Annotated in this window: 4 protein-coding genes; all 4 read right to left on the bottom strand. The window is 58.7% G+C overall.

Annotated elements, in window-relative coordinates:
• Window positions 1-107: 107 nt before the first annotated feature.
• The gene (locus Q4D83_RS10725) at window positions 108-2,588 is read right to left on the bottom strand and encodes a DUF5979 domain-containing protein (protein ID WP_303175295.1); all 2,481 of its coding nucleotides are present in this window, start codon (window positions 2,586-2,588) and stop codon (window positions 108-110) included.
• Between the two features lie 828 nt (window positions 2,589-3,416).
• Window positions 3,417-4,454: an aspartate-semialdehyde dehydrogenase gene (locus tag Q4D83_RS10720; RefSeq protein WP_303175294.1), complete on the bottom strand. Its 1,038-nt coding sequence runs from the start codon at window positions 4,452-4,454 to the stop codon at window positions 3,417-3,419.
• A gap of 264 nt (window positions 4,455-4,718) precedes the next feature.
• Window positions 4,719-8,789: a DUF5979 domain-containing protein gene (locus Q4D83_RS10715; protein ID WP_303175293.1), complete on the bottom strand. Its 4,071-nt coding sequence runs from the start codon at window positions 8,787-8,789 to the stop codon at window positions 4,719-4,721.
• A gap of 245 nt (window positions 8,790-9,034) precedes the next feature.
• A complete protein-coding gene (locus Q4D83_RS10710) occupies window positions 9,035-13,780 on the bottom strand; it encodes a DUF5979 domain-containing protein (RefSeq protein ID WP_303175292.1) in 4,746 nt (1,581 codons plus the stop codon).
• Window positions 13,781-13,902: the final 122 nt, after the last annotated feature.

Below are 13,902 nucleotides of genomic sequence, written 5' to 3'. Positions count from 1 at the left end.
GAGTGAATTTTGAAGGTTGTACGGAGTCGGTGAGACGCCGCGGGTGAGGGCGCTACCGCACCGGTCCGGCTCGATGCCGAAACTTGGTTTGAAACTGTTTCATCGGGTTACTTCGCTTTCTGATGGTGAATTCTGTTGCGCATTGTGTGGGCGCCGCCCAGGATCACGAGCAGCCCCACAAGCAGCTGCCACAGCTGCCCGGGTCCGCCCGATTTGGGCAGCTCACCGGCGAGGGTGTTAGCCACCCGCAGGCTGAGCCCGTCCGTGCTGGCGACGTACTCGTCGTGGGACACCAGCCTGATTTCATAGGCGGTGCCGTCAGCGTTGGGCGTCACCTTGAATTTCACGGGCCGCGCCAGCAAACTATGCGATTTCGGCGCCTTGCTTTCCACGAGGTGATACACGCCGGGCGACAGCGCGATCGTTGCCACGTTGGGATCGTTTGGGTCCGCAGGTACGGGTGCCGCACCGGTGATGGGCACGGCTGCTGCCACGCCGTCATGGTCCGGGTAGATCGTAAATTCCGCACCTTGAAGCGGCGTACCCCCAAAATCCACCTTGCTTAATCGAACTAATGGTCGCTCTGGGAATTGCAGAGGGATACACGCGGTATTATTTTCCGGACCGTCAGCGTCGTACGGCGCCAGCACACGGTTGCGCACTCCGCCGACGAACTCACCATCCTCGTTTCGGTAGCACTCGCCCAGCTGCTTCCACGCTTCAGTGTCCTCCTGAGGAGCGGACACCTTCACCGGAATTACTACCGTAAACTCCAGCGAGGTTTTCGCAGGCAACACGATGTTTTCGGCCAGCGTGAAGGGGGCGCCCAATTCGGCCTGCGGCACTGTCGTTGCCACCTGTTCCAAAGTCACCCCGTGGTCGGCCGCGACGGTGACCTTAGCGTCGCCCACAGGTTCCGCTGCACCCAGAAGCGGCTCATCCCGCAAGGCAACAACGGCAGCTTCCGCGCGCGCCTCGTGGTTTCGAACACGAATACGATACTCAAGGTCAGCGGTACCGTTCGGGCGGACGTGCATGGCTTTCGCTGGGCGCGGCGCCTTTTCCACGGTCACCCGCGGCAGGACCAATTCCACGCACGCATGGTTGTTATCTGGCCCGTCCAAATCCTTGAGCTGCTCGCCTACAATGATGGAATTTTGCAGGCCGCGCGGGGTACCCGCCTCCAGTTCGGTCGGGTCCGCGGCGACGCACCGATGTTCACCCACATGTTCAATGAGCTCGCGGTGCGCCTGCGCACGAACCGAAACCAGCAGCGTTTTCGTTCGCTTTGGTGGGATCTCGCCGATCGCCGCGCCAGGAATGACACTGCGACGCCGGACCACCTCACCGTCCGAAATCTGCGGCTCCACCACAACGCCGGCAAGCGGCACGTCACTGCCTTCCTCGCGGATATCGACGTCCAGAATGTCAGCGCCCGCGGGGAACGCCACCTCATCGAACACATCACCGTCGATGAGCAGGGTGCGTTCACGAACATTGGTGAACTCAAGGCGATAGCGAGCGGTAAACTCACCGGTGCCATCGGGGGCAACCTGCACCAGCGCACCGTTTCGATCAAACGGCCGTTTGGCAACCTTCACACGGTTCGCGCTTTCATACATGTTGTCGAACAACACGTCAGGAGCGACCGCCTTATCGCCCACGACCAGGTTTTTTGTCAGCTGCTCCTTCGGCGTGACCAGATCAGCACCTTCGATTTCTGCATGGTCCAGCAACTCCACCACCTTGCAGCATGTGCCAGCGGGAAACGTTTCCGGCGATTCCACCGGCTGCCCGTCGCCGCGCACAACCATGGTGCCCTCGTGCTTCACACCGGCGACATTGCACGTGTATTTGAACACGTACTCGTGTTCGTCAGCTCCGTCGACGCCGCCAGCAACTTTCGCAAGCGTGAACGGAAGATTGCCTTCGTTCAGCACCGCGGTGTACGCGACTTCCTGTAGCTCTTGGTCCGCCACGGTGAACGACGCCGGCTCGAACTGTCCCGCACCCCAGGACGTATTCGCTGGAGTTATCGACGCCCCATTCGCCACTCGCTCCAGCGTGACCTTCGTCCCTGCGGGAAAGTGCGGCCCGTCCGCCTCGCTTTCCAGAGAAATTTCGAGTTCGCCGGAGCCTTTCCGCTGATCCCGCTCAAGCTTGCCGGGAGCTGACCACTCCGGAAAGTCCGCCGCAGTGGTGTTTCCAGGCAAGGTGTAGTTCACCCGAATCCGGAATGTCACATCATCTTTGAGCAGGTGTGCGCCGGAGCCCATGAGCGTAGTACCAACGACGAATCCGCCAAATCCGCTGGCCGGAGCAGTGCTGCGAGGCTGCGAGTCGGCCTCCGCGGGCTGCTCTTGGGGATCCTGATCGCCCTGATCCTCTGTGGCGATCGGCAGATTCTGCGGTTCGGGTTGCTCCACAGTTGTGACTGGCGCCTGCTGGGTTTCCGTCACGGTCACCGCCGCCGCACTCGCGACGCCGAGGAAAACGGCCGCCACAATCGGCAGCACAACGGCCAGACGAAGACTCCACACCCGCGAAAGACCGCGGAATGCAGAAACGCCGAGTTGGCCGTTGTACATGCGTTTCCTCCAACAATTAATGTTCAACAAAAGTGGGCGTGAGCTCGAACAACGTAGCGACCTATCGACGCCCGCGGCTCCGCTACGGCTGAAGCTAGCACGTCCGGAAGCGCCACATTCCACCACTCCTTTTATCCCCAAAATTAACTATAAACTCAGGAAGTGTATAAGTTGCTAAGCCCACTTTTAATGCATTGCGTCAAATCTAAAGGTTTTGTTAAGGATCTTGCAGGGCGCATTAAAGGCCAGCCGCTGCCGAAGTCGCAGCATGGACGGGCCCTTTGACGCATATATAGCACTTCACCTGCCCGCTTCCGACACCGTTCCGCGAAGAAAACAAACCCGACGGATTGCACACCCGCTATCAACCTGAACGCGTAATATTATCGTTACTTATGCGGGGGTAAGGTTGGGGGTGGTAAGTCAAAAATGCGACCGTCGCACATGTCTGCAATCGGCACCGCGGCGAACCTCTCACCAACCGGGGCAACCCGAAAAAGCCGAGTACAAAGCGTGCGGCGCGAACGATCGACGGGGCTCACACGGGCTACACGATGTATCGTGGACTGTCAAAGTGCGCACCACAGGAAACGAGAGTTCGGCGGCCACTCGCACAGGTTTCAGCTATAAACATCTTATGTTTGCGGCCCGGAAGTGAATATTCTAAGAGCTACATTTAGGTTTTGCCGCACTTATCCCTGTCGCATAATAGTTCGAGAACTAATCGCACATTTCAGCAAATACACGGCGCCTCTGGCATTTGTTACAAACCCCCGAAACCCCGAGTGCGCGCCCGAATCAGGCGCGCACATCAATCCCCTCGAAACACTAGTCAGCGACCAGCAGCTCCGCGATCTGCACCGTATTCAGCGCGGCGCCCTTACGCAGGTTGTCGCCAGAAACCACGAACACCAAGCCCTTATTGTCGTCCACCGACTGGTCCTGGCGGATACGACCCACCAACGAATCATCGCGGCCAGCTGCCTGCAACGGCGTAGGAACGTCCACAAGAGTTACACCCGGGGCGTCGTCAAGCAATTGCTGGGCCTGCTCCACCGTAATCGGGCGCTCAAACTCCGCGTGCACAACCATCGTATGCCCAGTAAACACCGGCACCCGCACACACGTACCAGCAACCCGCAGCTCCGGAATCCCCAAAATCTTACGGGACTCATTGCGCAGCTTCTGCTCCTCGTCGGTTTCCAACGACCCGTCGTCCACAAGCGCGCCAGCCAGCGGCAACGCGTTGAACGCAATCGGCGCAACATACGGGCCCAAATCCGCCGGAGCCAACACGGAACCATCATGCGTGAGCTCCACGTTCCGCTCCCCAACCTCCGCAGTCTGGCGAGCCAACGTCTCCACACCAGCCAAACCAGAGCCAGAAACCGCCTGGTACGAAGCCACATGCAAACGCTGCAAACCAGCGAAATCATGCAGCGGCTTCAGCACGGGCATCGCTGCCATGGTCGTGCAGTTCGGATTCGCAATAATCCCCTTCGGCAACGACGCTTTCGCACCCGGGTTTACCTCAGACACAATCAACGGCACATCCGGGTCTTTACGCCACGCCGACGAATTATCCACAACCACGGCGCCAGCTTCCGCAAACACAGGAGCGAACTCCTTGGAAGTGCCGCCGCCCGCGGAGAACAAGGCGATATCGATGCCGCGCAAGTCATCGACCGTCACCGCGGCAAGGTCCTCGACGAGCACATCCTCGCCGCGGAACTTCAGAGTCGTACCTGCGGAACGCGCCGAAGCAAAAAAACGAATTGAATCAAGAGGAAAATTGCGCTCTTCCAGGATTGCGCGCATCACGCGGCCAACTTGGCCGGTAGCGCCTACAACAGCGACGGTAGTCATGGCGTCCTTTCAAATTCTTCACCCCTCAACCTCCTGGGGCGGTGTCTTATCCTACCTTGCCGGACATATAGTCGCTATAGAAAATTACAGGTGTAAAAAGTTTTACAGTAGTAATTTCTCAACGAGAGATATACCTCCCGCGGACACGCGGCAGGCCCCACGCAGTAGCTTGCGCGCAAGAACCCGCGCCACCTCGCCTCACATCATAAAACGCCCCCAGTTGACCTTCCTCACAAGAGCAACTGGGGGCATTCTGGCCGTGAACTAGCGGCGCCGACGGATCAACCAAAATCCCGCTCCGACTGCCAAGGCCGATACTGCTAGTATGCCAAGAATTGATGCTCCTGTCTTGGCAAGTGAGCTATCTCTAATAGGTCCGACCAATCGCTGGCCGAATGTACCGGTTTCCTGGTCATCGGCAACCGCTCCCCCACCGTTCGACCCATCACCCGATCCTTCCTTCGCCCCGGTGTCGAGCCCGCGAAGTGCTTGCTGATTGCCTATGCCGCTTGGCCCTAGCGTGGCGGTAGCCGCAGCATCCCGGTCAGACGCATCCGCATTGGGACCCTCCCCGCCGGGCAGCAACGCCAGCGGCACGATGAGCCACCACCAGGGGATTTCCTTTGTTTCATTCAGCGTGATGCGTTGCGGGTCATTCTCGGGGGTATTGGGTACGATGCTGAATTCGGCGATGCCGTTTCGCTCGTCTTTGACGGATCCTGCGTGTGAGCTGTTGTATGCGGGCGTGCACCAACGCTGGTAGTTGTCGCCGGCGGGGTGTTGCTGTTTAAGTTGTATTTTGGTGCCGACGGGTATTGCGGGGAAGTCGTCGAAGCTCGCCCCGGTTTGCAGGGTGAATTCTTTCGAGTATTCGATTCCATTGTCGTTCCAGGTGGCCACCATGTCGAAGTCGCAGCGTTGCCCGTCGTTGTGTTTGGTGACCTTGAAGTGCCCGAGTTCCACGTATGCTGCGTGGAGTGCTACTCGCGCATTCCCGCCGTTACTGGTGATGTTTGCGCTCCCCGCTTTGATTATCGACGCCGCGGGATCCAACCGCACCCGGTTACTGTTGCGGTTTTCCATGCCCCGCGGATCAAGGTCGACGCTACAATCTGCGTAGGCCGGGATTCCTTCGATGCGGGCGGTTTCACCTGGCTTGAGCTGCAATTTCCCTTCACTGACAATGGTGTCGGCTCGTACGCAGCTGTAGTGCCCCGTGAGTTCGCTGGGTTGCAGTTGTGGTACGAGGTTGTCTACTCCGCGGGTGTCTGCGGTGATTTCGAGGCTGCCGCGCCAGTCGGAGTACGTGCCTGCAAGGTTTGCGAGGATTTCGCCAGAACGTGCGATCTCTGTGGTGGAATCTTGTCCGAGGGTTGCTTGGGTGACGCTACCGTCGCCACCCGGTTGTTCGTTGACTACGCAATTGTGCCCGGCTGGGATGGGTTCGGAACTGGCTCGTTGCCCTGGCCCGATCGGCCCGAGCATACCGGTGACTTCGGCGTCGTCGGCCCCGCGGCATTGGTATTCGTAGTTGTGTCCTGCGGGTGCGCCTTCGCGTTCAGCCAGGATTTTGGTCAGGGTGAATGGTTGATCCGCGGGGGCGTAGAGTTCGGTGACGGAGATGCGTGGGGTGTTGTCTTTGGCGATGCGCACTCCCGCACCCACGTCGGTAACCAACGCTTCTTGGTCGTTGGTGGTTACTCGGCAGGTGTAACCGGTGGGTATTTCTTCCGATTGTTTCGCCTCGCCGATGCGCACCCCACGGACTTGTCCGTTGATTTCGTTGTCGGCCGGGTGTGTGCAGGTGTAATCAAAATCTGTGGTGTCGGCTAGCTTGTCACCGCCGCGTTCCACCGCCGTTCGGCTGATTTCGAATGTGCCACGCTCCCGGGTATAGGTACTGGCGAATTCCGCGGTGGTCACTCCGTCGTTGTCGAGGGTGATTTCCTTGGTTCGTTCTTCTGCGGGGGTGATGTCAGCGAATCCTGCTGGCGGTTGCGCGATGGGGTCTTCTTCGATGGTGCACTGTGTGCCCACTGGGATGCCGGTAAGAGCTTCTACTGGCTGTCCGTTGTTGGGCACGAGGACGCGGCCGGTTTCGCTGCCGCACCGGTAGCGAAAACGGGAGTCGACGGTACCCGGCGCTGGGCCGTCGCCGTGGTGGCTTTTCTTGATGTGGAGTGTGGCTTTGGTGGTGGCGTAGCTGGCGGTGAACTTGAGGGGTTCGGCGTTGCCGATGGTGCTGCGTTGCGCGATTTCCGGGGTGATGCTCAGCTGGAGGTTGTCTACGTGTGCTGCGGGTTCGTCGGCTTCGACGGTGCATTCGGTGCCGGCGGGGAAGCGTTGCGGTGTGCTGATGACGCGCCCGTCGTGCGGGACGTCGATAGTCCCCCGCTGCCCGTCCGAACAGGTAAACGTAAAGGGAAGGGTTTCGTGCGCGCGCTTTGCGACGTCCTGCCCATCACCCGCCACGGACAGTGCAACGCGAAGGTGGTCTTCGTCTTTGGCGTAGGTGCCTTTGATGGTGATCTTATTTTTGTTCGAATCCTCCGCGATGGTGATGTCGCCGCCGAGGTCGGCGTCCGTCAAGGTGTACCCGTTGTGCTGCACGGCGGCTTGGTCTTCGGAGACGATGTGGCATTTGGTGCCTTGCGGAAACGCGGCTGCCACGGTGCCTTCGCCGCCGGCGCGGACCTTGATTGGGGTTGGGGTGTTGGGGCGGACGCGGCCGTCAATACTCGGGAGATCGCACTGGTAGTGCACGGGAAATTCTTTTCGATCATCAAAGTCGGCGGGCAGCTCCCCGACCAGTTCTTTGCGTACGATCAGTGCGGATGGCGGCACTGTAGCGGGGCGGGTGAGGGTGACCACGATGCGCTCGCCCGCGGTTGTGTTCACGATGCTGGTAGCCCGTTCATCACCTTCGGTCTTCGCTGCCGTGTCGAAGCGCCCTGGCTTCCAGTCTTTCACCCCCGCCGGTTCAACTTCCGAAAGTTCGATCGGTTCACCCGGCGCGAATCCGGCGAGGTAACAAGGCTGGGCGGGGGTTACAGCGCACGTTCCAGAGCGGCTACCGCTGCGGTAATTCACGGTTACAGCCTGATTGGCAAACTCGACGTCTTGTTCGGTTTCTGGCCGCGCCTTGAGCACCACGTCCGTCTTCTGCGAATTCAGCGCGTGCTCGTCGGCTAGGTCCGTGTGCAGTCGCACCTCGCCGGAGACTGGACGGTCGTCCACCATAGCGTACTGCGTGACCACCGGATTGTCGTCTCCTTCGGCGGGCAACGCGAGAGACGGTACTACCGTATGGAAGGTCACAAGGTAGGAAGCGTCTGGGGTTGGGCTATCGATCCGAACATTCAAATGCTCTTGCGGTTTCCATTGGGCACCTCCAGTGAGGCCCTCCACGGTGACGGTTTCGGCGTGTCTCCCCGGACCTTCGAGCACGGTACCAGCAGGCCCGTTCACGTGAGCCACCACCTGTTCATCTCCGTTTTCGATGCGCGAGACAGTGAGCGGGCCGCTGTCTGCGGGTGCAAGGTATTGCGGAACGGCCACCGTCTGGCCGGTGTCCGGATCGGTGGTGTTCACACTCGCCAACGAATCTTGAATGTTAATGGTGCCAGCCCCCGTAACGTGGGAGGCTGGGATCGCTAGGTTCCACAGCACCTGCACCATGCGCTGCCCGGACCCCAAGGGGACCTGGTGTTCTACTGTCCGGACCCCGCTGAGAGTGACCGGACCGGTAGCCACCTCCGAGTGATGTGCTCGATCCATTGTGGTGCGCGCGCGTTGGGTGGTGCCCCAGGCGAGTTCACCTCCGTGGCCGTCAGCAGTTGCTACAACGTTGACGGCGAAATGCCCACGGAGGTCCGCCGCTTCGCGGTGCTGCACGGCAGGCGTGAACTCGCACTGTATGGAATTGTTGCTGGCGTTAGAGTGGCAGGACGTATATTCGCCCGCCGCTATCGGCTCGGAGCGCGCTACCCGCACCCAGTCCGGCAATGCAACGGAAAGGACGTCGTGAGGGGCGGGCAGCGGATTCTTCCCCACTTCCCAATGAAACTCCAGTTCGGCGTGGTCGCCGTCCTGGAGTTCAAGGTTTCCCCCGGAGATATCTACGTCTGGTTCCCCGTCCCGTTTCAATAGAATTTTCGTACCGTAGGTATCCGCCCAATGTGCTGCCATGCTGTCGTCAGCGCGTGCTAGAGGGGTAAGTGTCGGTGTGACCGCCACCGTGAGCAGTATTGCGAGCACGAATGGCCACCACCGGATGATGCCGCGTTGCTCTTGGCCGGCGGGCACCTGCCCTCGGCCACGAGATTGCGAGCTCATTCAAACACCTTTCCTAGCTGCCGAGACCGGTGTTGACCGATCCACAAACGGCTGTACAAAACGCAACTAACCTATTCTCCTACAAAGAACATTAATGCATCAGAGAAACTGATCAACGCCCAATCAAAGCGTGTGCCTCGTTCGTTTTGATGGGGTTATTCGCTCCATTACCCCCAGCGGACATAACGAAAGGAGGTAGGTTTCCCTACCTCCTTTTCGAATATTTAGCCGATTAGCGGGCTAGGCTATTGCTGGCGTCCACGTCGGACCATAGCAATACCGAATGCAACCGCTATTCCGGCGAGCGCCAAGATGCCCAGCACCGACGCGCCGGTTCGTGCCAGCGTCGTCGCAGACGAGGCGCCGGGTTTCGCCGGCTTCGCCCCGGTGTCACCAGGTTGCGCACCGTTGCTCTGCACGGATCCTGGTGCAACTGACTGGCTGCTGCTGGAGCCCGCGGAGTCCGAGGAACCGGACGAGTGAGGCGTCAAGGCCAAGGCCCCGGGGATTGCGAGCCACCACCACGGCGGGTTTGCCGTGTTCGTCAACGTAACTTTCACCGGGTTATTGGCAGGCGCACCGCTGACGATTGTGAGTACCGCAGTGCCATCGCCATTATCGACGATCGCGTCCGCGCGGTCGCTGCTAAAGCCCGGCGTATTCCATTGCTGCACGGCGTTATTGCCCGGGTGCTTTTCACGCAAGGTCACCTTGGTACCAACGGGCAGTGCGGGGAAGTCTTTTACTTCCTCACCGGCTTGGATCGTGAATTCCTTTTCCACGGTCTCGCCGTTGTCCGTCCAGCTCGCCACGATGTCGAATTTACGGTCGGCACGGCCGGCGTCGCCGGTAAGCCCAGCAACCTTCTTGGTCACCGTAAAGTGACCCAATTCCACATAAGCGTTGTGCAACGGAGCCTCGGTAACACCACCGTGAGCGGTAATCTTCGGGGCGTCGACACGCGTGGTGGACTGTTCCTTGAGGAAGCGCAGGTCCTTGACTTCAGCCGTGTCAGTCTTCTCCTCGACGGTGCACTGCGCGTTTGCCACCACGTTGTCCACGGTGATTACCTGGCCTGCCTTCACCTTGAAGTTGCCCTGGTTGGTGGTCTTGCCGTCCTTCACACACTTCAGCGAAACTTCGAACTCGCGATCCCCGACGAGCTTTTCGACGCCCGCCGCACCGACGATGTGCTTGGAAATGTTCAGGGTACCCTTCCACTGGGAGTATTCGTTAGTCACCTCGACCTTGCCATTGCGATCAGTCTCGATCACCAACTTGGTGTCCAAACCGGTGGTCACCAAATTCGCGTCCGCGACCTCCGCCCCACGCTCCGTCACCGTACAACTAAACTCCGCCGGGATCTTCGGCGACGTGGCACTCTGACCGGCGGCAACCCGCAATGTCCCCGTCACCGGTTGCTCCGACGCACGATGAGCTGGCGGCGTACATACGAAGTCAAACTCAAACACCTTGCCCGCAGCAACCCCGTCCGGATCCACCACATGCTTGGTCAGCGTGAAATCGCCATAGTTCTTGCTATACGTATTGGTCACCTCAATCGTAGGTACACCACCACGAGCGATCACCACGCCGGAACCAAGATCCGTCACCAGCGACGCACCTGGGACCACACCATCAAGTTCGTCAACAACCGCACAGGCGTAACCGGTCGGCAACTCCTCAGAATCCACGGAACCATTCGCCGGAACTACAAGTCGGCCGTCCCGAACAGGCTCTCCATCCTTAGAACACCGATACGCCACTTCAAACGAACCGGGAATATCCAAACCAGCGTCTCCGACGACACGCTTGCTGACACGGAACCGACCCAACTCACGAACGTACGAATTCTTAAACTCGGCGGTAACGACCTCGTCTTGGGCGATCGTGATTTCCTTGACTCGGGCGGCCGGATCAGTGACGTCCTCGTAGCCATCAATCACGTTGACGCCCGGCGTGAACGCCTCGGTCACCTGGCACTGGGTGCCCACGGGGAACTCACGGTCAGATTCCACGGCAACGCCGTCGCCCTGGGCGTCGATAACCCCGGTGACGCCGCCGCAGTTGTAATTGAAGCGGTAGGTCTGGTTGCGCGCATGGCCGTCCTCGCCCTCGGCGGTCTTTGCCACGGCGAACTTGGCGGTGTTGACGGTGTAATTATTGGTAAACGCCAATTCCTCAGCGCGGCCAACAACAATGCGCTGCGAAACCGCTGGCGTCACGCGCAAGGTGTGATGCGCAATCTGCGCGCTGCCCTGCGCCTCAGTACCCAGCTCAGTCACCGTGCACTCCGTGCCGACAGGGAACGCCTTATCGGATTCCACAACACCGGCACCAGTCACCTGCAAACGACCAGTCTCCGTGCCGCAAACGTATTCGAAATCGTAGGTCTTCGCGACGGCCGTGTCTCGAGCGTCCCCGCTAATCGCCTTGGCAATGCGGAACTTCGCTTCTTCCTTGGCAAACGTATTAGTGACCGTAATGGTCGCTTCCTCGGCAGCCTCGCTGATCACAACTTCACCGCCGAGATCAGCAGTAACGCCAAAATCATCGAACTTCGGTACGGTCGTGTCCTCTTCCGTCACGGCGCAACGGGTACCGAGCGGGAATTCCGGCCCCTTCACGGCGTCACCATTCGCCTTCAACTTCAGCTCAGCAGGCTGGTTCGCACGAACCTTGCCATCCTTGCTATCCGCATCGCAGCGGTACTTCACGGTGAACTCGGTGTCATCGTTCAGGCCCTGCGGACGCTCACCCGCAATCGCCTTCTTCACAAACAACGGCGCGGTGCGCGGCGTGTACGTGTTGGTGATGGTGACCAGATTGCTGCCGTTATCGCCGTCACCTTCCTTGATGGTGACCTTGCGACTTTCCGGCTGGTACTTCACCTTGATCAAATGAGCAGGAATCTCGCCTGAGCTGACGTTTTCCCGCACGTAGCATTCATGCCCTACGGGGATATTCGGAATGGTTGTAACCTCGCCATTCGTACGAACCCGTTCACGAACAGTCGTGCCCGAATCCTCCGGTTGGCCGGCGGGAACGCAGGTATAGTCCACCTCAATTTCCGCCGGAACCTGGTTCGGCGAATTCAGCCCCTCGACCTTCTTTTTCAGCTGCAACGCGCCGGTCTTCTCGGAGTAATTGTTGGTGAGCACCAGCACCACGCGCTCGCCCGGCACGGGCTTTTTGATGGTGGCTCGCTTACCGTCAATTTCAACCGCAGTCTTGTTGCCGTTTGGATTGGGGTAGGTGAACTCGCCAGGCTGCCATTTCAGCTTGGAGCCTTGCACATCAACTTCCTCAAACACCACTTCGGTGCCAAGGGCAACCTTTTCAACCCGGCAATCGGTGCCGGGGGCAACCTTACATTCACCAGCCTTTCCGCCCACCGTGTAGCGGACGGTGAATTCCTTAACGTCAGAACCTCGGAAGTCCGGCAGCACCTCCTTTTTGATGACGAAGTTGGTGGAATCCTTATAGGTAGAAGCACCTATTTCGGACTTCACGTACACAGCAACGCCACCTTGTTGTTCCACCCGACTACCGCTCACCTCAGCCACGTTCTTCACCTTGGGCGAGCTCGAATTTTGAAGCTTCAACGAATCGGCCGGAACAACCGACAGGAAGTTCACGCGGTAAGCCGAATCCCGCACTGGGTTCTCAATCCGCGCGGTAAACGTAGTGCCTTTTTCCCACGCAGTGCTTGGCGTAACACCGGTAAACGTTACTTTCTCACCTTGTGCCCCAGCGAAGTCTTTCAAATTGTCGCCGGAATTGCCATACACCTTCTCGGAACATTTGATGCCAGATTGTTCGTATGCTCCGCCTGGCTTGCACCTTTGATCATCTTGGTTACTCGCCCAAACCCCCTGAGTCAAAGCCTCGCCCGACCGACGCAGCACAGTAAACGGCCCCTTAGCCATGGGAGCCACATAATGGGGAAGCTCTACTTCTTTACCGGTATCAGGATCGATCACCTTGAGCGTCTCCAGATGATCCGTCACCTCAATGGCACCACCAGCGTCAACGATTTCGTTGACCTTCTCCTTCGGAATGGAAATGGTCCAATAAATCTGGGTGTACTTCGCGCCGCCAAAATCATACTCAAATGAGTATTGGCCGCCCTTAACCAGCTTGCCCGCAACCGGTTCCGGCTTGAGATCTGCGACCCCGATCGGGCCTTCCTTCTTGCCAGTGAGGTAATAATACGCATCTACCTCGACGTTTCCGAAGGAGAACTTCGTAGCGTTCTTATGCTCAACCGCGACAGCAGTGAACTTAAGATAGCCCTTTTCAATACGCACATCCTCCGGACGATCGCCAAAGGTACACGTAATCGTTCGCGAGCCGAGGGTACCTTTACACTGCCCCACGTCACTCATGGGCTGGTCGAGTTTAACATTCAGCTTCAACCATTCAGGAAGTTCAAATTCCAAAATATCGCCAGGTGCGGCTTGGTCCTTGCCGAGCGCACTCCAGTCAACTTGAAACACCACCGGCGTACCAGAAAACAACGGGGTCTCCTTGCTCGGCGGGCCGGTCAGCGGATCATCGGCTCCGGCACGATACACCTTGACGGATTCGATGTATTCGTCCGCCCAGTTTTTTCCGGTACTTTTCAGCGCCGCAGGTTCTTTGCCGGCATCCTTTTGGGCCTTGCCGTCCTGAGTATCCTGTTGCGCCGCCTGGGGCTTCGACGAAGAAGTAGGCGTCGCTCCGAGATCAGAAGCCCCGGAGTCTGTTTCGCCGTCCGTGTTTGGAGTCTGATTTCCGGTTTGTGCTACGCCCCCGTCGGAGTCGTCTTGGGTGAGAGCAGCGGGATTACTATCAGCAGCTTGATCCTGCGCGTGCGCGCTAGGCGGCAAAACAAGCAAAGAGAACGCTAGCGTAACCACAGCAACCAACGAAGCAACGAAAATCACTGCCCGCTTGACCGTAATCGGGACCAAGAATTCACCCCTTCCATTACTCGATTGAAAACTCATTAGCCTTCCTTTTCTATGCGATCGATCCCACCTATATGCCTAATAAATGACTAAATGCCGCATAAGTGCGGCATAGGCATAGCTGGGCAGAACTGTAAGTGTATTGGACACTTTACTTAAAG

It is taken from the genome of Corynebacterium sp., assembly GCF_030532715.1.
Classification (GTDB): Bacteria; Actinomycetota; Actinomycetes; order Mycobacteriales; family Mycobacteriaceae; genus Corynebacterium.
This window is presented reverse-complemented; position numbering and strand designations above follow the sequence as displayed.